The following is a 26,157-nucleotide window of genomic DNA, read 5'->3' as shown; positions in this document are numbered from 1 at the left end:
CGACCGGTGTTTCATGGCTCATGACCAAGTCTAGAGCGGTCATTCGCAACGGCCAGTGACAATCAGCGCCACTCTAGTGTCCTGTCTTACAAATACTGTTCGTATGACAGGACACTGATATCCTCCGCAAATCCAGCCGTACCCTGCGGCTCGTCATGCAAGTAAACGTCATGAGCGAACGAACCACTTCTTCAAGCTGGGCGATGGGGATTGTCAAGGCGTTGGAAATGGACGGCCTGGACTGTCGGGCGCTGTTCAAGCAACTGGGGCTGGATTTCGAGGCGCTGGACGATCCGGATGCGCGCTTTCCCCAGGATTCGATGACACGGCTCTGGCAGCTTGCGGTGGAGCAGTCGGGCAATGCGGCCATCGGCTTGAACATGGGCAAGGTGGTGCGCCCGGCATCGTTCCATGTGGTCGGTTACGCGTTGATGTCCAGTCGGACGCTGGCCGAAGGGTTCCGCCGGTTGGTGCGTTATCAACGAATCATTGCCGAAAGCGCCGACTTGAGCTTCCGCCATTTGGATGAAGGGTATGGGCTGATCCTGACGGTGCACGGCGACCACCTCCCGCCCACCCGGCAAAGTGCCGAAGCGTCCCTGGCTTGCGCGCTGGCCTTGTGCAGTTGGCTGACCGGGCGCACTTTGCATCCGGTGAAAGTGCTGTTCCAAGGCAACGAACCCGTTGACGTTGCACCTTATCGACAGGCCTTCGGCGCGCCGCTGGTTTTTGACGCACCCTACGATGCGCTGATTTTCCAGCAGGACGACATGGAAACACCACTGCCCACGGCCAACGAGGCCATGGCGCTGTTGCACGACCGGTTCGCGGGGGAATACCTGGCGCGGTTTTCAGGCAGCCGCGTGACTCACCAGGCGCGGCAAGTGCTGTGCCGGTTGCTGCCCCAGGGCGAGCCCAAGCGTGACGTGGTGGCGCAGACGCTGCACTTGTCCCAGCGCACCTTGCAGCGGCGCTTGCAGGAAGAGGGCACCAGTTTCCAGAGTTTGCTGGACGACACCCGACGCGAGCTGGCCGAGCAATACCTGGCGCAACCCAGCATGACCTTGCTGGAAGTCGCCTACTTGCTCGGGTTTGCCGATCCGAGCAATTTTTTCCGGGCCTTCCGCCGTTGGTTCGGTACCACGCCCGGCGACTATCGGGCGCGGGGCGTGGCCAAGCCGGTCAGTGACGCCAGAACGCAGGAATACACAGCACGAACACCGTGATGATCTCCAGCCGGCCCAGCAACATGCCGCCCGAGAGGATCCACTTGGCCGCGTCCGGCAGCGGCGCGAAGTTGCCGGCCGGGCCGATTGTCTCGCCGAGCCCAGGGCCGACGCCGGACACGGTACTGGCCGCGCCGGTCAACGCTGTCATCCATTCCACGCCCAACAGCGACAACAGCAGCGCGATCACGCAGATGGTGATGGCGAAGAAGAACGAGAAGGTCAGGATCGAACGCACGATTTCTTCATCGAGGCGATGGCCGTTGTATTTCTGCTTGATCACCGCACGCGGGTGGATCAGTTGGTTAAGGTTGGCCCGAAGCAGGATGTAGGCGACCTGGAAGCGGAAAATCTTGATTCCGCCGGCGGTCGAGCCCGAGCAGCCGCCGACGAAACCCAGGTAGAAGAACAGCATCAGTGAGAAATTGCCCCAGAGGCTGTAGTCGCCCAGGGCGAAACCGGTGGTGGTGACGATGGACGTCACGTTCAGCGCCACATGCCGCAGCGCGTCGAGCCAATGCAGGTCGGTGGTCGCCCAATACCAGGTGCCAAGCACCAGCCAGGTGACCAGCAGCACGCCGATAAGCCCCTGGACTTGCTGGTCCTTGATCAGCGCCCGGCGATTGCCCCGCAGCGTCGAGACATACAAGGCGAACGGCAGGCTGCCGAGGATCATGATCACAATAGTGACCCAATGCACCGCTGGCTGGGTCCATTTGGCCAGGGACAGGTCCGAGGTGGAAAAACCACCGGTGGAAATCGCCGACATCGAATGGTTGATCGCATCGAACAGGCTCATCCCGGCCCACCAGAGCGCCAGCGTGCCGAGAACCGTAATGCCCACATAGGACGCCACGATCAGCCGCGCCACCATGTGCGAGCGGGGCATGACCTTTTCCGAGCGGTCGGACGACTCGGTCTGGAACAGCCGCATGCCGCCGATGCGCAACAGCGGCAGGATCGCCACGGCCATGCCGATAAAGCCGATGCCGCCAAGCCAGTGCAACAGCGATCGCCACATCAGGATTCCGGGCGACATCGTGTCCAGGCCGCTCAACACCGTCGCGCCGGTGGCGGTAATGCCTGACATGCTTTCGAAGAACGAATCGGTGTAGCTGATGTGCTGGGTCAACAGGAAGGGGAGCGCGGCAAACACACACACCACCAGCCAACTGCTGACGGTCAAAAGGTACATGTCCCGGGGCCGAAGATGGACGTGCTCGGGGCGTCCGGGAAGAATCAGTGCCAGGCCGGCGACAAAAGTAATCATGCTTGACCAGAGGAACGATGGCAGGTCGCCGGTGCGCTCGTAGACCAGCAACGTGGCCATCGGCACGACCATGAAGATCGCCAGGGTGATCAGGAAGATGCCGATGATGAAACCAATGATCCGCAGGGTCGGCAACGCCATGAAGTCCGCTCGGTCTGAAAGAGGAAAGGGCGCCATTCTACCTGCGACAAGCGGCGTGTAAACCGGCGTCCGGCGTTGCCTGTCTCTGAATTCGGGCTAACGGATTGACGGAACAGCCACTAGAATAGCCGAACATTTTTCCAGGAGGTCGCCGATGCAGGCTTTAGATGCTTTGCTCAACCGTGTTTCCGTGCCACGCCTGGTTGATCCGGCGCCCACGCCGCAACAGCGCGAAGTCATGTTCGCGGCCGCGATGCGCGCGCCCGACCATGGCCAGTTGCGCCCGTGGCGGTTCCTGACGGTGGAGGGGCAGGCACGCCATCGCATGGGCGAGCTGTTGGCCGAAGCAGCGCGCTTTAATGATCCGCTGGTGCCCGAAGCCGTCGTGGAGAAAGCCCTCAACGGCCCGCTACGGGCGCCGCTGGTGGTGGTAGTGATTGCGCGGTTGCAAGACCATTTCAAGATTCCAAAGCCTGAACAATTGCTGGCGGCAGGCTGCGCGGCACACGGCATTCTGCTGGCCGCTTATGCACAAGGGATAGGCGGCGTGTGGCGTACGGGTGAGCTGGCTTACTCGCCGCATGTGGCCCGGGGCCTGGGGCTTGAAGACGGCGAGGAGGTGATTGGTTTCCTTTACCTTGGCACGCCGCAGAAAGAGGCGCGCACGGCACCACAGGAAGATATCGGGCGGTTTGTCCGGGCCTGGACGGGGGAATAACTTCTCAAGGGCGGCGGATGACTCGAGGCTGTTTGGATCCATCGTGGCGAGGGAGCTTGCTCCCGCTGGGCGGCGAAGCCGCCCCAAAGTGTCGAGCAGAGACAGCCTGACAATCTTAAGCTTCTACTTTAGGGCTGCTGCGCAGCCGAGCGGGAGCAAGCTCCCTCGCCACAAGATCAGCAGCCGACGGTGGCCATTATTTGCAAACATCCGCAATCGCCACCGCCAGGGCATCCAGGCGCGTCGCATCGATGCCGGCCACGTTGGCCCGGCCGGTGCCGACCATGTAGACGCTGTGGCGCTCGCGCAGGTGCTTGACCTGTTCCGGCGTCAGGCCGGTGTAGGAAAACATCCCGCGCTGCACTCCCATATGGGCAAAGCGCTCACGCAAGCCGTGGGGTTCGAGTGCTTCCAGCAGACCGCTGCGCAGTTGAGCGATGCGCAGGCGCATGGCTTCCACTTCGTCGGCCCACAGGCCCTTGAGTTCCGGATTGCCGAGGATCGTCGCCACCACCGCCGCGCCATGATCCGGCGGCGTCGACCAAAGGTTGCGGGCGATGTTGGCCAGTTGGCTGCGAATGTCCGTCAATTTTTCCCCATCGCGAGCACAGACAATCAGCGCTCCGGTGCGGTCGCGGTAAAGGCCGAAATTCTTCGAGCATGAACTGGTGACCAGCACCTCGGGCAACGCTTCGGCAAACAACCGCACGGCCCATGCGTCCTGCTCCAGCCCGTCGCCGAAGCCCTGGTAAGCGAAATCGATCAACGGCAGCAGGCCACGGCTGCGCACCACTTCCAACACCTGGCGCCATTGCTCATGAGACAGGTCGAAGCCGGTCGGGTTGTGGCAGCACGCGTGCAGCAACACCACATCGCCTTTTGGCACCTGACCCAGGGTGGCGAGCATTGCCTCGAAATCCAGGCGGTTGTCGGCGCCCACGTAGGGGTAATGACTGGCCTTGACGCCCGCGGCGGCGAAGATGGTTTCGTGGATCGGCCAGGTCGGGTTGCTCAACCAGACGCCACGGCCCGGCAGGCACTGGGCGATGAAGTCGGCGCTCAAGCGCAGGGCGCCGGTGCCGCCTGGGGTCTGGGTGGCACCGGCGCGTTTGCCGGCGATCAATGGTGAATCGGCGCCCAGCACCAGCGCATTCATCAGTTGGCCGAACGCGGCGTCGCCATGACCGCCGATGTAAGTCTTGGTGACCTGGCGATCCACCAGCCGCTGCTCGGCCTGTTTCACCGACTGCAGAATTGGCGTCAGGCCCTGGGCATCCTTATAGACGCCTACGCCCAGGTCGAACTTGCCAGGATTGCTGTCCGCCCCGTAGGCCTCCATCAGGCCGAGGATCGGGTCGCCGGGCACCCGGCCGATGGCATCGAAATGCATTACTTGCGGCCCTCGGCGGTTTTGGCAACTTCATCGGTGCGGGCGGCCATGATGAAGTCGTTGCGGTGCAGGCCCTTGATCGAATGGCTCCACCAGGTGACGGTGACTTTGCCCCATTCGGTAAGCAGGCCCGGGTGATGACCTTCGGCCTCGGAGATCTCGCCGACGGCGTTGGTGAACGCTAGGGCGTGCTTGAAATTCTTGAACAGGAAGACCTTTTCCAGCTGCATCACGCCGTCGCGCACTTCGATGTTCCAGTCGGGGATCTGCTTGATCAGTACTGGAAGTTCTTCGTCGCTGACCTGTGGGGCATCGGCGCGGCAGGCTTCGCAATGGGCTTGGTTCAAAGTGGTCATGGTGGGTTCCCGGATCGGATATTTGGAAAACGTCGATGCAACCACGCTAAAGCAAAATCGCGAGGCGCAACAGACTCAATTGGAATCAAAACCAGCGGTTCACGCGGCTTTCGGTGGAAATTTCGGTGCGTGCAGGCCCAGTTCCCGCCCGCGCTTGACCATGCCCATGATGTCCTCGTGGGCCAGGTCGAATAGGCGCTTGAGCTCGGGCAGCACGAAATACACCGGCTGCAGGATGTCGATGCGATAAGGCGTACGCATGGCTTCCAGCGGGTCGAAGGCTTGATGCTCCGGCTCGTCTGACAGGCAGTACACGGTTTCCTTGGGCGACGAGAGAATGCCGCCGCCGTAGATGCGCCGGCCTTGCGGCGTCTGCACCAGGCCGAATTCGATGGTCATCCAATACAGACGCGCCAGGTAGACGCGTTCTTCCTTGGAGGCCTGTAGGCCGAGTTTGCCGTAGGTGTGGGTAAATTCAGCGAACCAGGGATTGGTCAGCAGAGGGCAGTGACCAAAGATCTCGTGGAAAATGTCCGGCTCTTGCAAGTAGTCCAGTTCTTCACGGGTACGAATAAAGGTCGCCACCGGAAACTGCTTGCTGGCGAGCAACTCGAAGAAGGTCTGGAAAGGGATTAGCGCGGGCACCCGGGCGACCTGCCAGCCCGTGGTCTCGCCCAGCACTTTGTTGACTTCGTCCAGCTGCGGGATGCGGTCATGGGGCAACCCCAGCTTGTCGATACCGTCCAGGTACTCCTGGCACGCACGGCCTTCGATGACTTTCAGCTGGCGGGTGATCAGCGTGTTCCACACTGCGTGTTCTTCAGCGGTGTAGTGAATAAAACCTTGCGCATCGGGCTCGCGGGCCACGTATTGCGTCTGCTTCATGCTGCTCTCCTGCTGATATCCCTCAAGGGGAAAATTTGTTTGTTGTTATCTCCAGCGATGCATAAGGGATAACCCAAACCAGGGGCAGGCGCAGCAGGGCTAGCTGGCCGAACAACCGCCAGTAACGCACAAAATGTAAAGTTTCCGTTACGTATTCTGGCGAGTCTCGGTGTTGCAGGTATTTTCGGCTGGGAAAGGTCCTCAAACTGTCACATAATCTTGACGGCTATTTGCGCTGCAGCGCAGAAAACTATGGCGAGGTAGCTAGCTCCCGCTGGGCTGCGCAGCAGCCCCAAAAAAACAGGGCCGCTTCGCGCCCCAGCGGGAGCAAGCTCCCTCGCCACAATGAATCAAACAAACCTTAAGTGAACAGCATCGGGCCTCTCATGCGTATCAAAGTCCATTGCCAGAACCGCATCGGCATCCTGCGGGACATTCTCAATCTGCTGGTGGAATACGGCATCAACGTCGCCCGGGGCGAGGTCGGTGGCGAGCATGGCAATGCGATCTACCTGCACTGCCCGAACCTGATCAACATTCAGTTCCAGGCGTTGCGTCCGAAGTTCGAAGGCATCGCCGGGGTGTTCGGCGTCAAGCGCGTAGGGCTGATGCCGAGCGAGCGTCGGCACATGGAGCTCAATGCCTTGCTTGGCGCCTTGGAGTTTCCGGTGTTGTCCATCGACATGGGCGGCTCCATCGTCGCGGCCAACCGGGCGGCGGCGCAGTTGCTCGGGGTGCGGGTCGACGAGGTGCCGGGGATTCCCTTGTCCCGCTACGCCGAGGACTTCGACCTGCCGGAACTGGTGCGCGCCAACCAATCGCGGATCAATGGCCTGCGGGTCAAGGTCAAGGGCGATGTGTTCCTGGCGGACATCGCGCCGTTGCAATCGGAGCACGACGACAGCGAGGCGATGGCCGGCGCGGTGCTGACCTTGCACCGCGCCGACCGGGTGGGCGAGCGCATCTATAACGTGCGCAAGCAGGAACTGCGCGGCTTCGACAGTATTTTCCAGAGTTCGAAGGTTATGGCGGCGGTGGTCCGCGAGGCCCGGCGCATGGCACCGCTGGACGCGCCGCTATTGATAGAAGGCGAAACCGGAACCGGCAAGGAATTGCTGGCCCGTGCCTGTCACCTGGCAAGCCCACGGGGGCAATCGCCGTTGATGGCGCTCAACTGCGCCGGATTACCGGAGTCCATGGCCGAGACTGAACTGTTCGGCTACGGGCCCGGCGCCTTCGAAGGGGCGCGGGCCGAAGGCAAGCTCGGGCTGCTGGAGCTGACGGCGGGCGGTACGCTGTTTCTCGACGGTGTCGGAGAAATGAGTCCGCGCCTGCAGGTGAAATTGCTGCGTTTCCTACAGGACGGTTGCTTCCGCCGCGTAGGCAGTGACGAAGAGGTCTACCTGGATGTCAGGGTAATCTGCGCGACCCAGGTCGATTTATCCGAACTCTGTGCCCGGGGAGAATTCCGTCAAGATTTGTACCATCGCCTGAATGTGCTTTCTCTGCACATCCCGCCGCTGCGCGAATGCCTCGACGGGCTGGCCCCGCTGGTCGAGCATTTCCTCGACCAGGCCAGTCGCCAGATTGGCTGCCCACTGCCAAGACTGGCCCCAGCGGCGATGGACCGGCTCAGTCACTACCACTGGCCAGGCAATGTCCGGCAACTGGAAAACGTGCTGTTCCAGGCCGTTTCCCTATGCGACGGCGGGAAGGTCAAGGCCGAACACATTCGCCTGCCGGACTACGGCGTGCGCCAACCCCTCGGTGACTTTTCCCTCGACGGAGGGCTGGACGAGATCGTCGGCCGTTTCGAGAAGGCCGTGCTCGAGCGCCTGTATTCCGAACACCCGAGCAGCCGGCAACTGGGCAAGCGGCTGGGGGTTTCCCATACGACGATTGCCAATAAGTTGCGTGAGTATGAGGTGGGCAAAGAACCCGGCGTGTGATGATAGACGCTTCGTGGCGAGGGAGCTGCTCCCGCTCGGTTGCGTAGCAATCGCCAAAAGTGTGGGGCCGCTACGCCCGAGGCGTCGGACCGGCCCAGCGGGAGCAAGCTCCCTCGCCACGGGCGTCTATTTGATCAGGTTAGGCGGACACTTGCCGTAAGCGGCACGACACCGCCGGTTTTTCGTCTTCGATACGTTTCCATAATCCCTTTCAATTCCGCCAAGCCCTTTATTTACCGGCCCCACCAGCGTCAGAAATAAGTTGGTCTGCAATTTGCTTAAGGCTGTGCAACACAGCAGTGGGCGGCAAACGTCCGGCATGCAGAGGAACGACAGTGGACAAGTACCTTTATGTGGCAATGACCGGCGCCAGCCAGAACGCACTGGCGCAACGGGCCCATGCCAACAACCTGGCGAACATCTCCACCAATGGTTTTCAGAAAGACCTGGAGCAGGCACGTTCGATGCCGGTGTTCGGCGACAGCTTTCCGGCGCGGGCGTTTGCCATGTCCGAGCGGCCTGCCACTGACTTCACCCCGGGAGCGCTGGTTGAAACCGGTCGCGACCTGGACGTGGCGGTCAGCGGGCCGGGCTGGATGGCCGTGCAGAATCCCGACGGCGGTGAAAGCTACGTGCGTACCGGCAGCCTCAACGTTGACGCCTTGGGTGTGCTGCGGGCCGGCAACGGCATGCCGGTAATGGGCAATGGCGGTCCGATCGCCGTGCCACCAGAGCAGAAAATCGAAATCGGGCAGGACGGCACCATCAGCATTCGCGCCATGGGCGAAGGCCCGCGGGTGATGGCTGAGGTGGACCGAATCAAACTGGTCAACCCTGACCTCAAGAACATGACCAAGGGCCTCGACGGCTCGATCCGTACCAAGGACGGCCAGCCCGCGCCCATCGATGCCAACGTACAACTGGTGTCGGGCTTCCAGGAAGCGAGCAACGTCAATGCCGTGGATGAAATGACTTCGGTGCTGGCCCTGGCCAAGCAGTTCGAGCTTCACGTCAAGATGATGAACACCGCCAAAGAGGGCGATGAGGCCATGGCTCGGGTCTTGCAGATCTAATCACTAATTACAGCGCTGCGCCGAAAAACAGGCGTGAGAGGAGAATCGAATGCTTCCGGCTCTTTGGGTTGCCAAAACAGGTCTGTCCGCCCAGGACACAAACCTGTCCACCATTTCCAACAACCTGGCGAACGTCTCGACCACGGGTTTCAAACGTGATCGCGCCGAGTTCCAGGACCTGCTGTACCAGGTAAAACGCCAGCCTGGCGCCCAGTCGACCCAGGACAGCGAATTGCCGTCGGGCCTGCAAGTGGGTACCGGTGTGCGCATCGTCGGCACCCAGAAAAACTTCAACGCCGGCAGCCTGCAGACCACCGAGCAGCCGCTGGACATGGCCATCGACGGTCGCGGTTTCTTCCAGATCCTGCAGCCGGACGGCACCACGTCCTACACTCGTGACGGTACCTTCCACCTCGATTCCAATGGCCAGATCGTCAACGCCAGTGGTTTCGCCCTGGAACCGGCCATCATCATCCCGAACGATGCCCAGACCTTCACCGTGGGCCGCGACGGCACCGTGTCCATCACCGTGGCGGGCAACCCGGCCTCCCAGGTGATCGGCAACCTGCAGACCGCCGATTTCATTAACCCGGCCGGCCTGCAAGCGGTGGGTAACAACCTGTTCATGGAAACCGCTGCCAGCGGCGCGCCACAAGTCGGCACGCCTGGCCTGAACGGCTTCGGCACCACGCTGCAGAACACCCTGGAAACGTCGAACGTGAGCACCGTTGAGGAGATGGTCAACATGATCACCACCCAGCGCGCCTACGAGATGAACTCCAAAGTGATCTCCACCGCCGACCAGATGCTCTCGTTCGTCACGCAGAACCTGTAATCGCGTCGCAACATTCGTCATCACGTAGACAGGGCGGCTCCAGGGTCGCCTGCAACACCAAGAGGTAGGGTCATGAATCGCTTCGTATCTGTTCTGGCATTGAGTGGGATCACCGCATTGGCGGGCTGTGTCGCGCCAACGCCAAGGCCCAATGACCCGTATTACGCTCCGGTGTTGCCGCGCACACCGTTGCCGGCGGCGGCCAATAACGGTTCGATCTACCAGGCCGGTTTCGAGCAGAACCTGTACAGCGATCGCAAGGCTTTCCGGGTCGGTGACATCATCACCATCACCCTGAACGAGCGGACCCAGGCCAGCAAGAACGCCAACTCGCAGATCGACAAGACCAGCGAGACCAGCGTCGGCCTGACATCGCTGTTCGGCTCGGGCCTGACCACCAACAATCCGATCGGCAGCAACGATCTCAGCCTCAACGCCGGCTATGGCGCCGACCGTGCCACCAAGGGCGACAGCAAGTCGGGACAGAGCAACAGCCTGACCGGTTCGATCACCGTGACGGTGGCCGACGTCCTGCCCAACGGCATCATCGTCGTACGGGGTGAAAAGTGGCTGACGCTCAACACCGGTGACGAACTGGTACGCATCGCCGGCATGGTTCGGGCCGATGACATCGCCACCGATAACACCGTTTCGTCCACTCGCGTGGCCGATGCGCGCATCACCTATTCGGGCACTGGTGCCTTTGCCGATGCGAGTCAGCCAGGTTGGTTCGACCGCTTCTTCCTCAGCCCGAAGTTCCCTTTCTAGGTGATCAAGTTGAATCTTAAACAGCTGTTGTTCGGTGCCCTGGTGATGTCGGCAGCCTTCAGCGCTCAAGCCGAGCGCCTGAAGGACATCGCCAGTATTTCCGGCGTGCGTTCCAACCAGTTGATCGGCTACGGCCTGGTCGTTGGCCTCAATGGCACCGGTGACCAGACCACACAGACACCGTTCACCCTGCAGACCTTCAACAACATGCTGTCGCAGTTCGGCATCAAGGTGCCGGCGGGCTCCGGCAACGTGCAGTTGAAAAACGTAGCGGCGGTGTCGGTCAGTGCCGATCTGCCGGCCTTCGCCAAGCCCGGCCAGCAGGTGGACATCACCGTTTCGTCCATCGGTAACTCCAAGAGCTTGCGCGGCGGCACCTTGTTGCTGACCCCGCTCAAGGGTATCGACGGCAACGTCTACGCCATCGCCCAGGGCAACCTGGTGGTGGGCGGTTTCGATGCCGAAGGGCGCGACGGTTCGAAGATCACCGTCAACGTTCCGTCGGCCGGGCGCATCCCTGGCGGCGCGTCGGTAGAACGTGCGGTGCCGAGCGGTTTCAACCAGGGCAACAGCCTGACGCTGAACCTCAATCGTTCCGACTTCACCACGGCCAAGCGCATCGTCGACAAGATCAATGACATGCTCGGCCCAGGCGTGGCCCAGGCCATCGACGGCGGTTCGATCCGCGTCACCGCGCCACTGGATCCGAGCCAGCGGGTCGACTACCTGTCGATCCTGGAAAACCTCGAAGTCGACCCGGGCCAGGCGGTGGCGAAAGTCATCATCAACTCGCGCACCGGCACCATCGTGATTGGCCAGAACGTCAAGGTTTCGCCAGCCGCCGTGACCCACGGCAGCCTGACCGTGACCATCACCGAAGACCCGATCGTCAGCCAGCCGGGCCCATTGTCCAACGGCCAGACCGCCGTGGTCCCGCGTTCGCGGGTCAATGCCGAGCAGGAAGCCAAGCCGATGTTCAAGTTCGGCCCGGGCACGACCCTGGATGAAATCGTCCGGGCGGTGAACCAGGTCGGCGCGGCACCGGGCGACCTGATGGCGATTCTCGAAGCCTTGAAGCAGGCCGGCGCGTTGCAAGCCGACCTGATCGTGATTTAAGGAAAGCGGTCATGGTGGATATGCGCAAAGGCGCCTTGATCAGTGGGGATTCAGCGTCCTATTCGGACCTCAATCGCCTCAATCAGCTCAAGGTCGGCGACAAGAACAGCGAAGGCAACCTGCGCAAAGTGGCGCAGGAGTTCGAGTCGCTGTTCCTCGGCGAAATGCTCAAGTCCATGCGTTCGGCCACCGAGGCCCTGGGCAAGGACAATCCGATGAACACGCCGGAAGCCAAGCAATACCAGGAGATGTACGACCAGCAGTTGGCCGTTTCCATGTCCCGCGAGGGCGGCGGTATCGGCCTGGCTGACGTGCTGCTGCGCCAGATGTCGAAGAACAAACCGCTGGCCTCGGGCGAGGCGGCCACCTTATCGGCCGCCAAGCAGCAAGAGGCGCTGGACAAGGCCAAGGCGCCAGTACCCACGCCTGTGGCGGCCGGAACGCTGCCCGACGGGCCGTTGTCGCGCAGCAACGGCCAGCGCCCACTCTGGGCGTCGCGGGCCGTGAGCGCGCCGCAAGGTGCCGAGGGCATTCACCGTAACGACATGGAATTGATCAACCAGCGCCGCCTGGCCCTGCCACCGAAACTCGCCGACCGCTTGCTCGCGGGGTTGGTGCCTTCGGCATCGGTCAAGCCTGAAGCCATGGCGCAGAACGTCTTGCCTGATCGCGCCATTGCCGCCGTCAAGCCGGCTTCCGGTGAGCTGGCCAACGGTGACTGGCTGGCCGCGCTCAAGGCTGCCGAGCCCAAAGGCGACATGCAAGTCTATGGCCGCGCCGTGGCCCAGCCACCGTTGGCGCCGGCGCGCAAGGCCTTCCGCGATGCCGATGAATTCGTCAACGCCATGCTGCCAATGGCCAAGGAAGCAGCGGACCGTATCGGCGTCGACCCTCGTTACCTGGTGGCCCAGGCTGCTCTCGAAACCGGTTGGGGCAAATCGGTGATGCGCCAGCCCGATGGCAGCAGCAGCCACAACCTGTTCGGCATCAAGGCCAGCGCGAACTGGAAGGGCGATTCGGCGCGGGCGATCACCAGCGAATTCCGCAATGGCGAGATGGTCAAGGAGACGGCCGAGTTCCGTTCCTACGCCTCGTACCGTGACAGTTTCCATGACCTGGTCAATCTGCTGCAAAGCAACAGTCGCTATCAAGCTGTGCTGAAGTCGGCCGATAACCCGGAACAGTTTGTACGCGAGTTGCAGAAGGCCGGTTACGCCACCGACCCGAACTACGCCAGCAAGATTTCGAACATAGCCCGGCAGATGACGAGTTACCAAAACTACGCTTCGGCTGGTGCCACCACGACTTTATAAGGTCTGAACCATGAGTTTGCTCAATATCGGGATGTCGGGTCTGTCCGCAAGCCAGACCGCACTGGTGACCACGGGTAACAACATCGCCAACGTCGATACCGCAGGGTATTCGCGTCAGCAGACCGTGCAGACCACCAAGGCGTCGAACCAGTACGGCAACGTGTTCATCGGCTCCGGCACGACCCTGGCGGACGTACGCCGGGTCTACAACTCCTATCTTGAAGCACAACTGAAGACCACCACCTCGCTCAACAGCGATGCGGCGGCCTACCAGGGGCAGATCACACCGCTTGATTCCCTGCTGTCGGACAGCGGCACTGGCCTCAACGGCGCGCTGACCAAGTTCTTCGCCTCGGTGCAGAACGTCAACGCCAAGCCGGGCGACGACGCCTCTCGCCAGTTGCTGCTCAGCGATGCACAGGCCTTGAGCAACCGTTTCAATTCGGTAGCCAGCCAGTTGACGGCGCAGAGCGAGAACATCAACGGCAACCTGTCGAACATGGTCGAGCAGATCAACAGCCTGGCCACCACCGTCGCCCAGTTGAACAAGAAAATCGCCGAAGTCTCCAACGCCGGCGGCGCGCCGAACGACCTGCTCGATGCACGCAGCGAGACCATTCGCCAGCTGTCCACCTTCACCGGCACTCAGGTCGTGGAGAACGGCAGCAGCCTGGACATCTACCTGGGATCCGGCCAGCCACTGGTCATGGGCAATATCACCAATAAACTGGAAGCGGTGCCGGACAAGAACGACCCCGGTCGCATTGGCATCCAGCTCAACAGCGGCTCCAGCGTCATGGACATCACCCAGGTGATGACCGGCGGTGAAATCGGTGGCCTGATGCGCTACCGCAGCACCGTCCTCGACCCGGCCATGAACGAGCTGGGCCGTGTGGCGCTGGTCGTCGCCGACCAGATGAACAGCATCCAGGCCTCGGGTATCGACAAGAACGGCGCATTCGGTTCCAACCTGTTCAGCAGCATCAACAGTGCAGCCCAGATGAGCCAGCGCAGCGTTGCCTCGCTGGGCAACAGCGCCGGGTCCGGCAACTTCAACGTGTCGATCGAAGACACGGGCAAGCTGACGACCAACGACTACAAGATCACCTTCACCAGCGCCACCGACTACACCGTCCAGCGTCTGCCCGATAACACGCCGATGGGTGCGTTCAACACCGCGACCACGCCGGCACCGGTGGTCGATGGTTTCTCGCTGACCTTCGCCAACGGCACCGCGGCCGTCGGTGACTCGTTCAAGATCACCCCGACCCGCAACGCCGCGGGCAGCATCAAGACCGAGATGACCGACTCCAAGCGGCTGGCGATCGCTGCGCCGCTGGGCGCCGCCATCACGCCGGGCGGCAGCGGCACGCTGACCATTCCGGCCAGCGGCCAGCCGACCATGACCACCAAGCTGGACATCTACGACGAAGCCACTACCAGCATCATCCAGAACGGCATCAAGAATTCGATGCCGGTCAAAGTGGTGTTCGGGGCGACGTCGGCCGGTGGCACCAGCCAGGCTTATCAGTTGCTCGATGCCAAGGGCGGCGTGATCAGCAGTGGCACCATCAAACCCGGTCAGAGCAACACCCTGAGCCTGAGCGTTCCGCTCAAGGACGCCACCGGCGCCCCGATCATGGATTCGTCCGTACCGCCGGTGCAGCGTACCGTCACGTTCGATATGTCCATCGCCGGCGCGCCTTCCGACGGTGCCGGCATCGATATAAGCCTCAGTCAGCCTGGTAGCCTTGATAACCGTAACGGTACCGTGCTCGCTGGCTTGCAGACCGCCAAAACCGTGGATACCGGTTCGGCCAGCAAGGGCATTTCCTTGAACGATGCCTACGGCAAACTGGTGGAAGGCGTCGGTGCCAGGGCCGCCCAAGGCAAGCTGGACAGCGCCGCCACCGGCGCGATCCTGGACAACGCCAAGAATGCCCGCGACTCGCTATCGGGCGTCGACCTGGATGAAGAGACCGGCAACCTGGTCAAGTTCCAGCAGTACTACACCGCGTCTTCGCAGATCATCAAGGCTGCGCAGGAAATCTTCAGCACATTGATCAACAGTCTTTAAGGAGCCGTAGCCCATGCGCATTTCTACTTCTCAGTTTTACGAAAGCACGGCTGCGAACTACCAGAAGAACTTCGCCAACGTGGTCAAGACCAGCGAAGAGGCCAGCAGCCTGGTGCGCGTGAACACCGCCGCCGATGATCCGGTGGGCGCTTCGCGTCTGCTGCAATTGGGTACCCAGGCTTCGATGCTGGCCCAGTACGAAACCAACGCCAACACCATCAAGGCCACCCTGGGTACCACCGAAGCGGTGATGACCAGCATCGGCAACGTGCTGCAGCGCGCCAAGGAACTGGCTGTCGGTGCCGGTAACGCCGGTTACACCGACGCTGACCGTCAGGCCAACGCTTCGGAGCTGGCGCAGATCGAAGAACAGTTGCTGAGCCTGATGAACAGCAAGGACGAAAACGGAAAGTACATCTTCTCCGGTTCCAAGGGTGACACCGTCCCGTTCACCCGCAACACCGATGGTAGCTACAGCTACAACGGCGACCAGGTGACGCTCGACCTGCCGGTCGGTGACACCATGTCGATGGCCACCAACAGCACCGGCTGGGAGGTGTTCCAGCAAGCCGTCAACACCAGCCGCAGCCAGGTCACTCGGACCGCGCCGCCGGTGGATGACGGGCGCGTGGTCTTGTCCGACGGCCAGGTTTCCTCCAGCGTTAGCTATAACAGTAAGTTCCGCAGCGGCGAGCCGTACACCGTGGAGTTCACCAGCGGCACGCAACTGAGAATCACCGACTCGCTCGGCAATGACGTGACCGCCGAAGCGAGCCAGGGCGGCGCGTTCGACCCTAACAGCAAGAGCGGGCAGGCGGTCCAGTTCCGTGGTGTGGAGCTGACCCTGAACATCAATCTGCAAACGGGCGATGTCCCTGGCACGGTGTTGCCAGGCCATACCTTCACCCTGGCTGCCAAGCCGGACACCTTTGTTCCGATGCGCAGTCCTGGCAACCCGACCGCGGTGCAAGTCGCCGGCAGCGAAATCACCGATCCGGTGGCCTACCACGCCAGTTTCCCTACGGGGGCGGCCGTGTTGAAGTTCACCAGCGCCACCGATTTCGATCTTTACGCAGCGCCGCTGACCGCTAACAGCCAACCCGTGTCCAGCGGCACCCTGGCCGGTAACGTAGCCACCGCTTCGGGCGTGAGCTTCACTCTGGACGGCACGCCAGCCGCAGACGATCAGTTCAGCATCGCGGTCAACACCCACGAAACCCAGAACATCCTGGACACCGTGAATCAGCTGAAAACCGCGTTGAACACACCGACCAACAACGATCCGATAGCGTTGCAGAAACTGCAGGCTTCGCTGGCGTCCGGCATCGGCAACCTGGCAAGCGGCACCGATCAATTGTCCAGCGCCCTGAGTTCCGTGGGTGGTCGTGGTGCCGCTCTGGACACCCAGAGCGACACCAACCAGAGCTTGATGCTGGCCAATAAACAGACCCAATCGTCGATCCGTGACTCCGATTCGGCCGAGGTATTAACCCGCCTGACATTGCAACAGACCATGCTGCAAGCCTCGCAACTGGCGTTCAGCAAGATCGCCCAGTTGGGTCTGTTCAACAAGATCTGAGCCGGTATCGACCGAGCCGCCAACCGTCTTTTTTTAAGCGGTTCCGGGGCTCCGGCCTGAAAAGGCCGGGGCCCGCCGCTCGAGAGTTTAAACCGTGAAGTCACTTCCCCTCGTCAGCATCGTCATCCCCGCATACAACCCTCGGTTCTTTGACCAGGCACTGCTCAGTGCGTTGGCCCAGACCTACGAAAACGTTGAAATCATCGTTTGCGACGATTCGCCTGACGATGAGATTCGCAACATAGTCGCGTCATTCAAACAGCCGGCCCATCCGGTCCGCTATCTGAAAAATCCTCAACGGCTAGGACTGCCGGGCAATCTGTTGCGTTGTGTCGATGAGGCGCAGGGCGAGTTCATCAAGGTCTTGTGCGATGACGATCGTCTATTCGCACCGAGCGTTGCGATGCAGGCCCAGGCGTTGATGGATCATGCTGACGTGAGCGTGGTGTTCGCGCTGCGGCTGTTGTGCGACGCAGGCAACTTCATCTTGCCGCCCCGGGTGGATAACTGCCGCTTCTCGCCAAATGACGCCTTGCTCAAAGGCGACGACATGCTGGCAATTTTCGAGAGCACGCCAACCAACTTCATCGGCAATTTCAGTTCCACCCTGATGCGCCGCGCCGATGTGCTGGAATTGTTGCCTGCGTTGATCCAGGACGGTGCCGGTTTTGTCGCGGTGCTCGACTTCGCCTTGTTTGTTTGCCTGATGCGGCGCGGCAATCTGATTGCCTTGAATACCGTGTTGAGTATCGAGCGCCTCTACCCGGAGCGTTTGAGCAAGACCCCGGAAATGCTCAAGGCAGCAAAGACAGAGTGGGAATGGCTGGCGCAGATGCTTGTCGCGCGCAGCGGTGAAGCGGCGCCGGCTTCTGGTTGGGTGCGCTGCATTGATCTGGACAAGATCACCGATGAACCTCACGCCTGGCAGGAGCTCTGCGTAACCCGCGTATTGGGCAACCGCAATACCGTCGTGAATGGTCGAGTCGGGGCGCAAAGCGATAGTTATGCCGACTTCTATCGGGAATGGCTGGCCGTCCGCCGGTTCAGTGAGGTAGAACGACGCGTCATGCCCGCGCGCATCGATAGTTGGCCGTTTCGGCCGAACATCGTGCCTTTGGTCATCGACGCGCTCGGCGATGCGGAGTCGCTTGAGGCGACGCTACGCAGCATCAAGGGCCAGCTGTATTCAGCCCAGGCCGTAGTGGTGCTTTCCGATGCTCCTTGCGAAGCGGATGAACGGGTTCTGCAGTTGCCTTACCAGGCGGATTGGCCGAGTCAGCTTAATGCCATCGTTCCACAGCTGGAAGGCGCCCATTGGTTCTACGTGCTGCGCGCGGGCGACGTGCTGCGCGATTCAGCGTTGTTGATCCTGGCCGAGCGCGTTGCCGGGAGGCCGGGCATCCTTTGCGTCTACAGCGATGAAGGCGCTTTGGTGGACGGCGAGTCCTTCGAGCCAGTGTTCAAGCCGGATTTCAACCTGGACCTGATGCGCGCCTATCCCTATGTCGGTCGGACCTTGGCTTTCGAGCGTGAACGATTCATGGCCCTCGGTGGTTTTGAACCGGATCACGGTGAACTGGCGCCCCACGATCTGCTCTGGCGCCTGGTGGAAGAGGCTGGCCCTCAGACCATCGAACACATCGCGGAAATCCAGGTTGAGTCGGTCCTGAGCTTCGCCCAATGGTTGTCGCTGCCCGAGGTGATCGAGGGCAACGCCCGGTTGGTTGGCGCGCATCTGGAGCGTATCGGCATCGATCATGAGATTTCCCCGGACACCTTGCCGTTGATCAACCGCATCAGCTACCGACACGGCGAGCGCCCGCTGGTATCGATCATCATGCGTACCGGTGACTCGCTCGCCGCCTTGCAGCGTTGCGCCGAGAGCCTGATCGAACGTACGGCCTACACCCATTATGAAATTCTGATTGTTGACAGCGGCGTCCGGGACCCGGCAATGCTCGACTGGCTGGATAACATGTCGCAGTTGGGTGCGAGCATGTTGCGCGTATTGCGATACGCCGGTGATGACAGCGATGCAGCGGTGCGCAATTTTGCTGCAGGTCAGGCCCGGGGCGACTATTTGCTGTTGCTCAGTCCGCAAACGGTCATTTGTGAAAATGACTGGTTGGACGAGATGGTCAATCATGCCCAGCGTCCTGAGGTAGCGGTGGTCGGTGCGAGAATACTCAGTCCTCAAGGCACGGTTGTCGGCGGCGGGCAAGTTCTTGGGTTGGCTGGGCCGGTGGGCACGCCGTTCTACGGTGAATCCGCGGCTTCGCGCGGCTACATGCAGCGTTTGCATACGACGCAGAACTGGAGTTCGGTAAGCAGCGATTGCTTGATGGTGCGCAAGCAGGTATTCGATGAACTCGGCTGCCTGGATGCGTCCTTAACCTTCGGCCTCAGCGATGTCGATCTGTGCCTGCGCGCAGGAAAAATTGGCTACCTGGTTGTCTGGACGCCCTACGCCACGGTCATGAAAGTCGACCTGCCGTCGACCGCTGTCCAGCCTGAAGAAACCACGTTGGTGGAGCGCGAGCGCGAAATCTTCTATCGCAAATGGCTGCCGCAGATCGCCCAGGATCCAGGCTACAACCCTGCGCTGAGCCTCGGGGCGTCCAGCTTCAGCCTGGAACCTTCGCTGCGCAACAATTGGAACCCGTTCTGCCGCCGCGCCCTGCCATTGATACTTGGCTTGCCGGTCAACGCCACCGCGGTTGGGCATTATCGCGTCACGGCCCCGTTGGCCGAATTGGAGGCCGCCGGGCGGGTAATCGCTCGGGTCGCCTACGAGTCGCCTCCTACCGTCGAGATTGAGCGCCTGTCGCCGGATACGATCGTATTGCAGGGGCGCTACAGCGAAGGGGCCGCCGGCGATATTCTCAGAATGAAAAAATACTCCGGTGCCTTGCGGATTTTCGAACTCGACGATTACGTCATCCAGGCACCCAAGAAAAACACGCATGCGCGCAACAAGCCGGCCAATATCGAACAGATGCTGCGCGAAGGAATCGGGCTGTGTGATCGTGTGGTGGTGACGACACCTTCGCTCGCTGATGCCTTGTCCAGCATGCACAATGAAATTCGTATCGTGCCTAACATGTTGCCACCTGAGCCGTGGGCGAAGCTGACCAGCCGGCGCGGCACGTCCTCCAAGCCTCGGGTAGGTTGGGGGGGAGGAACCAGCCACAGCGGTGATCTGGAAATCATTGCGGACGTGGTTCGCGAGTTGGCAAACGAAGTGGAATGGGTGTTCTTCGGTATGTGCCCGGATGCACTGCGTCCGTATATTCATGAGTTCCACAGCTCGGTCGGCTTGAACACCTACCCATTCAAGCTGGCCAGCCTGAATCTCGACTTGGCGCTGGCTCCCCTGGAGTTCCACATTTTCAACGACTGCAAAAGCAACCTGCGCTTGCTGGAATACGGTGCCTGTGGCTACCCGGTCATCTGCACCGACACCAAGGCCTACGACGGTTTTCTGCCCTGCACCAAAGTGCGCAGCAACAGCACCGAGGAGTGGGTTGAAGCGATCCGCATGCACCTGGCCGATCCGGACGCGAGTTACCGCATGGGTGACGAACTGCGCGAAGCGGTGCTGCGGGACTACATGCTCAGCGGCAAGAACCTGCAGCATTGGTTGTGGGGGTGGTTGCCGGATTGAACGTTGCCTGTGCAGCGTTGACACTCGTGGAGAGGGAGCTGGCTCCCTCGCCATAAAGGCCGCATACGGTCGTCTTTTCGCCTTCCTTCCCCTGAAACCGCCCCAACAGAGCTGGCGCGTTTCCTGCAAGCCCCCCTCATATCGCCATAAAACGAGCGCTCGCGGCCTTTCGCAGCGCCCAAATCGGCATTGAAGGTGTAATCCCCGCGTCCGCAAAGCGAAACAACGCTTGGTCGAGCCCGGTGATGAACAAGAGGGGAGACGATGAAGGCAGTTATCTTGGCAGGTGGTCTCGGCACGCGGATCAGCGAGGAGTCGCACCTCAAGCCCAAGCCGATGATCGAGATCGGTGGCAAGCCAATTCTTTGGCACATCATGAAGCAGTATTCCGCCCATGGAATCCACGACTTCGTGATCTGCCTGGGCTACAAGGGCTATGCCATCAAGGATTTCTTCGCCAACTACTTCCTGCACACCTCCGACGTTACCTTCGACATGTGCAACAACCGCATGGACGTTCACCAGAACTACAGTGAACCGTGGCGTGTGACCTTGATCGACACTGGCGATGACACCATGACCGGTGGGCGACTGCGTCGGGCGGCGCGTTACCTGGAGAATGAAGAGGCGTTCTGCTTCACCTATGGCGACGGTGTGTCGGATCTCAATATTGGCGCGCTGGTGGATTTTCATTTGTCCCACGGCAAGCTTGCCACGGTGACAGCCGTCCAGCCGCCTGGACGTTACGGTGCGCTGGAGCGCAACGGCGATTCTGTCCTCGGGTTTACCGAAAAACCGCGAGGCGATGGCGGTTGGATCAATGGCGGATTCTTCGTGCTTTCGCCCAAGGTGTTGCCTTATATCGCTGACGATCAGACCTCATGGGAGGCCGAACCGCTGGCGACGCTGGCAGCGCAGGAGCAACTCAACGCTTTCCAGCACGACGGTTTCTGGCATCCGATGGACACCTTGCGGGACAAGAACCACCTCGAAGCCCTGTGGCAAAGCGGCGAGGCCCCATGGAAGCAATGGTCTTGAACCCTGAGTTCTGGCGTGGCAAGCGCGTACTGGTCACAGGCCATACCGGCTTCAAGGGCAGTTGGCTGACGCTGTGGCTGCAAAGCCTCGGGGCCAAGGTCAGTGGTTTTTCCCTCGACCCCGCCACCCAGCCGAACCTGTTCGAGTTGGCCCGCGTGAGCGAGGGCATCGATGACCGGCGCGGTGACTTGCGCGACCTCGGCGCCTTGCTGGAACTGCTGGCCGACGTGCAGCCGGAGATCGTCCTGCACCTCGCCGCTCAGCCGCTGGTGCGCGAAGGTTACCGGGACCCATTGGGCACGTATTCCAGCAACGTCATGGGCACTCTCAACCTGCTGGAAGCGGTTCGCCAGGTGGGTGGCGTCAAGGCATGTGTACTGGTTACCACCGACAAGGTCTACGCCAACCAGGAATGGTTATGGCCCTACCGGGAAAACGAGCCTTTGGGCGGTCACGATCCTTATAGCAGCAGCAAGGCCTGCTGCGAATTGCTGGCGCAGTCTTATGCCGCCTCATTCTTTTCGGCTGAGCGCTATGCCGAGCATGGCCTTGCTCTGGCCACGGCGCGGGCCGGCAATGTGCTGGGCGGCGGTGATTTCGCTCCCGAGCGCCTGATTCCCGACGTGCTTAAAGCCTGGTCGGCAGACGAGCCGGTGACGCTGCGTTATCCACAGGCCGTTCGTCCGTGGCAGCACGCCCTGGAACCGTTGGCCGGATACCTATTATTGGCTGAGTGCCTTTATCAGCAGGGACCAGAGTTCGCCGGTGCCTGGAACTTCGGCCCGGGTGAAACCGACATGTGCAGCGTCGGCGAGGTCGTCCAGCTGTTGGCCGAGCGCTGGCCGCAAGCGCCCGGCCTGCGCATCGAGCCGAGCGACTTACATGAGGCCGGCCTGTTGCGCCTGGACAGCAGTCGCGCCCGGCAGCTGCTTGGCTGGCAGCCGCGCTGGTCGTTGCAACAATGCCTGGCCCAGACCCTGGATTGGCACTTGGCATGGCAGGACGGCGATGATATGCGTCAAGTCAGCCTCGGCCAACTGAACCTGTATCGAGGGGCGTTGTGAGCGAGTTTTCCTTGATGGCGTTGCCGCTGGCCGGTCTGTTCAGCGTTCAGCACAAACGCTTCGAAGACCAGCGCGGGCATTTCGCCCGGCTGTTCTGCGAAGGTAGCCTGAGCGCATTTGGCCAGCCATTTCATATCCGCCAGATCAACCATTCCTGCACTCGTGAGCGCGGTAGCGTGCGTGGGTTGCATTATCAGAACGCGGCGCAGCCGGAAGCCAAGCTGATCACCTGCCTGCGTGGCGAAGTCTGGGATGTAGCAGTGGATCTGCGTCCCGATTCCGAGACGTTTTTGCATTGGCATGCCGAGCACTTGAAGGCTGGCGATGGCCGCAGCCTGTTGATCCCGGCCGGGTTTGCCCATGGGTTCCAGACCCTGACCGAAGACGCCGAGCTGCTTTACTTGCACAGTGCCGACTACGCTCCCGAGCACGAGGGCGGCCTGTCGGTGAATGATCCGCGGCTGGCGATTGCCTGGCCGCTGCCTGTCAATAATCTGTCGAGCCGGGACAGCAACCATCCCTTGCTCGACGAGCGTTTCGCTGGAGTGCGTCTATGAACTGCCGAGGTTGCGGAACTGCCCTGGCTTTGCCTTTGATCGATCTTGGTACTTCGCCGCCATCCAACGCTTATGTGCGGGCCGACCAACTGGATCAGGCCGAGCAGTGGATGCCGCTCAAGGTCGCGGTGTGCCAGCAATGCTGGTTGGTGCAGACCGAGGACTACACCCGCGCGGACACATTGTTTGACGCTGAGTACGCCTATTTCAGTTCGTTCTCCAGCACCTGGCTGGCCCACGCCGAGCGCTATGTTGCCGAGATGGCCGAGCGCTTCGAACTGAGTGCTGACAGTCGCGTGGTGGAAATTGCCGCCAACGATGGCTACCTGTTGCAGTACGTGGCCAAGCGCAGTATTCCCTGCCTGGGCGTCGAGCCGACGCGCAGCACCGCCGAGGCGGCTCGTGCCAAAGGCCTGGTGATCCGCGAGTTGTTCTTTGGTCGCGAAACGGCCATGCAATTGAACAGCGAAGGCTGGGCAGCGGATTTGATGGCGGCCAACAACGTATTGGCCCACGTGCCGGACATCAATGATTTCCTCGCCGGCTTCGCCACACTGCTCAAGCCAACCGGCGTCGCCACGTTCGAGTTTCCGCAACTGCTGACATTGATGGCCGGGCAGCAATTCGACACGCTGTACCACGAGCATTTTTCCTACTTGTCGCTGACCTCCGTGCAAACCCTGTGCGAGCGCAACGGGCTGGAAGTATTCGATGTCAGCCGGTTGTCGACCCATGGCGGTTCGTTGCGAGTCTTCGTCCAGCGTGCCGACGGAGTGCGGCGTTCGATCCAGCCCTCGGTGCAGCAACAATTGCAGGCCGAACAGGAGGCTGGCGTGAAGACCGCCGCGTACTACGCCACCCTGGCGCCGGCTGCCGAAGCGATCAAGCATGGCTTGCTGCGTTTCCTGTTGCAGGCCAAGGCCGACGGCAAGCGTGTGGTGGGCTACGGCGCAGCGGCCAAGGGCAATACATTGCTGAATTATGCGGGGGTCAGGCCCGACCTGCTGGCATGGGTAGCCGATGCCAATCCACACAAACAAGGTAAATACTTGCCGGGCAGTCGCATTCCCATAGTGGCGCCTGAGCGTATTGCTGCCGAGAAGCCTGATTACATTCTCGTCCTGCCTTGGAACCTGCTGAGCGAAGTCAGCCAGCAGTTGGAAGAGGTGCGTGGGTGGGGTGGCCGATTTGTAGTCGCCGTACCTGAGTTGACGCTCCTATGAAGGTGTTGGTGACGGGGGCAACCGGATTTGTGGGTCGACATCTCGTCGAAGCTCTGCTCGCGCGTGGTTGCCAGGTTCGGGCCGTTGCGCGTCGGGTCGAGCCGGCCGAGGCGCTGCCCTGGTTCGACAGTGTTGAATTCGTCGCGGCCGATGTCCATTCCAATGAGCTGGACGTCGCTGCATTGGTCAAGGGTGTCGATGCCTTGGCGCACCTGGCGTGGCCGGGATTGCCGAATTACCAGGCCCTTCTTCATTTCGAACATAACCTGATGGCCGATTATCAGTTCATCAAACAGGTAGTCGTGGCGGGGGTGGGACAGGTGCTGGTCACGGGTACCTGTTTTGAATATGGCCTGCAGAGCGGGCCGCTTGACGAGAAGACTGCGCCACAACCGTCCAACCCTTACGGCTTGGCAAAAAATACCTTGCGCCTGTTTCTTGAACACCTGCAACGCGAGCATTCGTTTACGTTGCAGTGGGTACGCTTGTTCTATTTGCACGGCATCGGTCAGAACCCCAACAGCCTGCTCGCGGCGCTGGACCGGGCCATCGATGCCCAAGCGCCGGTATTCGATATGTCGGGTGGCGAGCAGTTGCGCGATTACCTGGCCATCGAAACAGCGAGTGCTTATATGGCGGGTCTGCTGTCGCGGCGCGAATTCAATGGTGTCGTCAATTGCTCAAGTGGCGAACCGGTGTCGGTTCGCGCACTGGTAGAAGCACGCCTGCGCGAGCGTGGCGCGGCCATTCGCCTGAACTTGGGCCATTATCCCTATCCGACCCACGAACCCATGGCGTTCTGGGGCGTGGCCGAACGTTTGCAAACCTTGTTGGGAGCCGAACATGACGCGTGAGCTGTACCGGGCCGCCGGCCTTCCGGTTCTGCAGAACCGTACCTTCGCCGATGAGCAGTCGGCCAGAGCCTCGGCGAGTGCCGACATGGTGTTGGTTCAGGACGACGTGAGCGGGTTGGTTTTCAACCAAGCGTTCGATGCGGACAAGCTCAGCTATGACAGCGACTACCAGAATGAACAGGCCCACTCCGGTCAGTTCCAGAGGCATCTCGCTGACGTGGAAGGCATCATCGCCAGGCATTTCAGCGGTCAGGACTTGATCGAGGTCGGTTGCGGCAAAGGCTATTTCCTGGAACTGCTCAAGGAACGTGGTTATGCGATCACGGGTATCGACCCTGCCTATGAGGGCGACAACGCCGACGTGATCAAGGCGCCGTTCACTCGCGATCTGGGCCTGTCGGCCGACGCGGTCGTGCTACGTCACGTGCTGGAGCATATTCAGGATCCGGTGGCTTTCCTTGCAGAAATCTCAGCGGCCAACCAGGGCGGACAGATTTACATTGAAGTGCCGTGCCTGGACTGGATCCTGGAGCATCGTGCCTGGTTCGACCTGTTCTATGAGCACGTGAACTATTTCCGCCTCGATGACCTGCGCCGGATGTTTGGCACGGTGCATGAGGCCGGGCACCTGTTCGGCGGTCAGTACCTGTACATCGTTGCCGATCTGGCCACGTTGCGCCTGGAGCCGGAGCAACCCGTTCCAGCCTTGCAAATGCCAGACGAATTCACCGCCAGCCTCAGTCGCGCCGTGCAGATCGTTCAGGCCGCGCCGCAACAAGGCTCGGCGATCTGGGGGGCATCCTCCAAAGGGGTGATCTACTCGCTATTCCTGCAACGAGCCGGTGTAGCGGTGGACTGCGTGGTGGATATCAACCCGGCCAAGCAGGGGCGATATCTGCCGCTGTCGGGCGCCCGGGTGTCTTCGCCGCAAGAAGCCATGAATGCATTGCCCGAAGGCGCCAACCTGTTCGTAATGAATTCCAATTACCTCGAAGAGATCAAGCGGATGACCGGTGGGCGCTACGTCTACCACGCCGTTGACAGCGCTTCGTTCCAATAAC

At 61.1% G+C, this 26,157-nt stretch carries 21 protein-coding genes; 17 read left to right on the top strand and 4 right to left on the bottom strand.

Features of this window, described 5'->3' with window-relative positions; genetic code table 11:
- Nucleotides 1–170: 170 nt before the first annotated feature.
- Complete coding sequence (locus tag J3P76_RS17870) at nt 171–1,226, top strand: AraC family transcriptional regulator (RefSeq protein ID WP_420767408.1); 1,056 nt, start codon at nt 171–173, stop codon at nt 1,224–1,226.
- On the opposite strand, the gene J3P76_RS17865 is transcribed toward J3P76_RS17870, so the two are convergent.
- Entirely contained in the window at nt 1,183–2,637 is a 1,455-nt protein-coding gene (locus J3P76_RS17865; RefSeq protein WP_420767407.1) for a TrkH family potassium uptake protein, read from the bottom strand. The two genes, J3P76_RS17870 and J3P76_RS17865, sit on opposite strands and share 44 nt — an antisense overlap.
- Nucleotides 2,638–2,791: 154 nt before the next feature.
- Between J3P76_RS17865 and J3P76_RS17860 the strand changes: the two genes are divergently transcribed.
- Nucleotides 2,792–3,355 carry an NAD(P)H nitroreductase gene (locus J3P76_RS17860; protein WP_434562958.1) on the top strand — a complete coding sequence of 188 codons (564 nt, stop codon included), beginning with the start codon at nt 2,792–2,794 and terminating at the stop codon, nt 3,353–3,355.
- 196 nt (nt 3,356–3,551) lie between these two features.
- On the opposite strand, the gene J3P76_RS17855 is transcribed toward J3P76_RS17860, so the two are convergent.
- The 3 genes from J3P76_RS17855 to phhA all read right to left on the bottom strand — a co-directional run bounded on the left by J3P76_RS17855 (nt 3,552) and on the right by phhA (nt 5,986).
- Nucleotides 3,552–4,745, bottom strand: a complete 1,194-nt coding sequence (locus J3P76_RS17855) for an amino acid aminotransferase (RefSeq protein ID WP_434701056.1) — start codon at nt 4,743–4,745, stop codon at nt 3,552–3,554.
- Nucleotides 4,745–5,101, bottom strand: a complete 357-nt coding sequence (locus tag J3P76_RS17850; RefSeq protein WP_420767404.1) for a 4a-hydroxytetrahydrobiopterin dehydratase — start codon at nt 5,099–5,101, stop codon at nt 4,745–4,747. Before J3P76_RS17850 ends, J3P76_RS17855 begins: the two co-directional genes overlap by 1 nt.
- Nucleotides 5,102–5,200: 99 nt before the next feature.
- Entirely contained in the window at nt 5,201–5,986 is a 786-nt protein-coding gene (phhA, locus tag J3P76_RS17845; RefSeq protein WP_186704640.1) for a phenylalanine 4-monooxygenase, read from the bottom strand.
- 386 nt (nt 5,987–6,372) lie between these two features.
- On the opposite strand from phhA, the gene J3P76_RS17840 reads away from it, so the two are divergent.
- The 15 genes from J3P76_RS17840 (at nt 6,373) to J3P76_RS17770 (ending at nt 26,156) form a co-directional block, all read left to right on the top strand.
- Nucleotides 6,373–7,935, top strand: coding sequence for a sigma-54-dependent transcriptional regulator (locus J3P76_RS17840; protein WP_420767403.1), 1,563 nt, complete (start codon nt 6,373–6,375; stop codon nt 7,933–7,935).
- A gap of 335 nt (nt 7,936–8,270) precedes the next feature.
- Complete coding sequence (locus tag J3P76_RS17835) at nt 8,271–9,008, top strand: flagellar basal body rod protein FlgF (protein WP_003199043.1); 738 nt, start codon at nt 8,271–8,273, stop codon at nt 9,006–9,008.
- 49 nt (nt 9,009–9,057) lie between these two features.
- The gene (gene flgG / locus J3P76_RS17830) at nt 9,058–9,843 is read left to right on the top strand and encodes a flagellar basal-body rod protein FlgG (protein WP_186610404.1); all 786 of its coding nucleotides are present in this window, start codon (nt 9,058–9,060) and stop codon (nt 9,841–9,843) included.
- Between the two features lie 72 nt (nt 9,844–9,915).
- Nucleotides 9,916–10,611 carry a flagellar basal body L-ring protein FlgH gene (gene flgH, locus J3P76_RS17825; RefSeq protein ID WP_420767402.1) on the top strand — a complete coding sequence of 232 codons (696 nt, stop codon included), beginning with the start codon at nt 9,916–9,918 and terminating at the stop codon, nt 10,609–10,611.
- 45 nt (nt 10,612–10,656) lie between these two features.
- Nucleotides 10,657–11,727 (top strand): flagellar basal body P-ring protein FlgI, encoded by a 1,071-nt coding sequence (locus J3P76_RS17820; RefSeq protein WP_170847652.1) that lies wholly within the window; start codon nt 10,657–10,659, stop codon nt 11,725–11,727.
- 14 nt (nt 11,728–11,741) lie between these two features.
- A complete protein-coding gene (gene flgJ / locus J3P76_RS17815) occupies nt 11,742–13,040 on the top strand; it encodes a flagellar assembly peptidoglycan hydrolase FlgJ (RefSeq protein WP_420767430.1) in 1,299 nt (432 codons plus the stop codon).
- Between the two features lie 10 nt (nt 13,041–13,050).
- Nucleotides 13,051–15,117 carry a flagellar hook-associated protein FlgK gene (gene flgK / locus J3P76_RS17810; protein WP_434701055.1) on the top strand — a complete coding sequence of 689 codons (2,067 nt, stop codon included), beginning with the start codon at nt 13,051–13,053 and terminating at the stop codon, nt 15,115–15,117.
- 13 nt (nt 15,118–15,130) lie between these two features.
- Entirely contained in the window at nt 15,131–16,696 is a 1,566-nt protein-coding gene (locus J3P76_RS17805) for a flagellar hook-associated protein 3 (RefSeq protein WP_434701054.1), read from the top strand.
- 94 nt (nt 16,697–16,790) lie between these two features.
- Entirely contained in the window at nt 16,791–20,360 is a 3,570-nt protein-coding gene (locus tag J3P76_RS17800; protein ID WP_434701053.1) for a glycosyltransferase, read from the top strand.
- Nucleotides 20,361–20,624: 264 nt separating this feature from the next.
- A complete protein-coding gene (gene rfbF, locus J3P76_RS17795; RefSeq protein ID WP_420767398.1) occupies nt 20,625–21,398 on the top strand; it encodes a glucose-1-phosphate cytidylyltransferase in 774 nt (257 codons plus the stop codon).
- Nucleotides 21,380–22,462, top strand: coding sequence for a CDP-glucose 4,6-dehydratase (rfbG, locus tag J3P76_RS17790; RefSeq protein ID WP_434610249.1), 1,083 nt, complete (start codon nt 21,380–21,382; stop codon nt 22,460–22,462). The genes rfbF and rfbG overlap by 19 nt, the downstream gene beginning before the upstream one ends.
- Entirely contained in the window at nt 22,459–23,019 is a 561-nt protein-coding gene (rfbC, locus tag J3P76_RS17785) for a dTDP-4-dehydrorhamnose 3,5-epimerase (protein ID WP_434562972.1), read from the top strand. The genes rfbG and rfbC overlap by 4 nt, the downstream gene beginning before the upstream one ends.
- On the top strand, nt 23,016–24,242 hold the full coding sequence (locus J3P76_RS17780) for a methyltransferase domain-containing protein (protein WP_434701052.1): 1,227 nt from the start codon (nt 23,016–23,018) through the stop codon (nt 24,240–24,242). The genes rfbC and J3P76_RS17780 overlap by 4 nt, the downstream gene beginning before the upstream one ends.
- Entirely contained in the window at nt 24,239–25,096 is an 858-nt protein-coding gene (locus J3P76_RS17775; protein WP_434675177.1) for an NAD-dependent epimerase/dehydratase family protein, read from the top strand. The genes J3P76_RS17780 and J3P76_RS17775 overlap by 4 nt, the downstream gene beginning before the upstream one ends.
- The gene (locus tag J3P76_RS17770; protein ID WP_434610254.1) at nt 25,086–26,156 is read left to right on the top strand and encodes a class I SAM-dependent methyltransferase; all 1,071 of its coding nucleotides are present in this window, start codon (nt 25,086–25,088) and stop codon (nt 26,154–26,156) included. Before J3P76_RS17775 ends, J3P76_RS17770 begins: the two co-directional genes overlap by 11 nt.
- The last annotated feature ends 1 nt before the right edge of the window (nt 26,157 follow it).

The organism is Pseudomonas sp. D1-36 (genome assembly GCF_051132205.1).
Classification (GTDB): domain Bacteria; phylum Pseudomonadota; class Gammaproteobacteria; order Pseudomonadales; family Pseudomonadaceae; genus Aquipseudomonas.
The sequence above is the reverse complement of the archived record's forward strand: the minus strand, read 5'-3'. Positions and strand labels throughout refer to the sequence as shown.

Coding starts and splice junctions, on each gene's coding strand:
- J3P76_RS17820 (WP_170847652.1), top strand. CDS start 10,657: ATGTCGGCAGCCTTCAGCGCTCAAGCCGAGCGCCTGAAGGACATCGCC.
- flgH (WP_420767402.1), top strand. CDS start 9,916: ATGAATCGCTTCGTATCTGTTCTGGCATTGAGTGGGATCACCGCATTG.
- J3P76_RS17850 (WP_420767404.1), bottom strand. CDS start 5,101: ATGACCACTTTGAACCAAGCCCATTGCGAAGCCTGCCGCGCCGATGCC.
- J3P76_RS17865 (WP_420767407.1), bottom strand. CDS start 2,637: ATGGCGTTGCCGACCCTGCGGATCATTGGTTTCATCATCGGCATCTTC.
- rfbG (WP_434610249.1), top strand. CDS start 21,380: ATGGAAGCAATGGTCTTGAACCCTGAGTTCTGGCGTGGCAAGCGCGTA.
- J3P76_RS17770 (WP_434610254.1), top strand. CDS start 25,086: ATGACGCGTGAGCTGTACCGGGCCGCCGGCCTTCCGGTTCTGCAGAAC.
- J3P76_RS17860 (WP_434562958.1), top strand. CDS start 2,792: ATGCAGGCTTTAGATGCTTTGCTCAACCGTGTTTCCGTGCCACGCCTG.
- J3P76_RS17855 (WP_434701056.1), bottom strand. CDS start 4,745: ATGCATTTCGATGCCATCGGCCGGGTGCCCGGCGACCCGATCCTCGGC.
- J3P76_RS17780 (WP_434701052.1), top strand. CDS start 23,016: ATGAACTGCCGAGGTTGCGGAACTGCCCTGGCTTTGCCTTTGATCGAT.
- rfbF (WP_420767398.1), top strand. CDS start 20,625: ATGAAGGCAGTTATCTTGGCAGGTGGTCTCGGCACGCGGATCAGCGAG.
- J3P76_RS17805 (WP_434701054.1), top strand. CDS start 15,131: ATGCGCATTTCTACTTCTCAGTTTTACGAAAGCACGGCTGCGAACTAC.
- J3P76_RS17840 (WP_420767403.1), top strand. CDS start 6,373: ATGCGTATCAAAGTCCATTGCCAGAACCGCATCGGCATCCTGCGGGAC.
- phhA (WP_186704640.1), bottom strand. CDS start 5,986: ATGAAGCAGACGCAATACGTGGCCCGCGAGCCCGATGCGCAAGGTTTT.
- flgK (WP_434701055.1), top strand. CDS start 13,051: ATGAGTTTGCTCAATATCGGGATGTCGGGTCTGTCCGCAAGCCAGACC.
- J3P76_RS17775 (WP_434675177.1), top strand. CDS start 24,239: ATGAAGGTGTTGGTGACGGGGGCAACCGGATTTGTGGGTCGACATCTC.
- flgG (WP_186610404.1), top strand. CDS start 9,058: ATGCTTCCGGCTCTTTGGGTTGCCAAAACAGGTCTGTCCGCCCAGGAC.
- J3P76_RS17870 (WP_420767408.1), top strand. CDS start 171: ATGAGCGAACGAACCACTTCTTCAAGCTGGGCGATGGGGATTGTCAAG.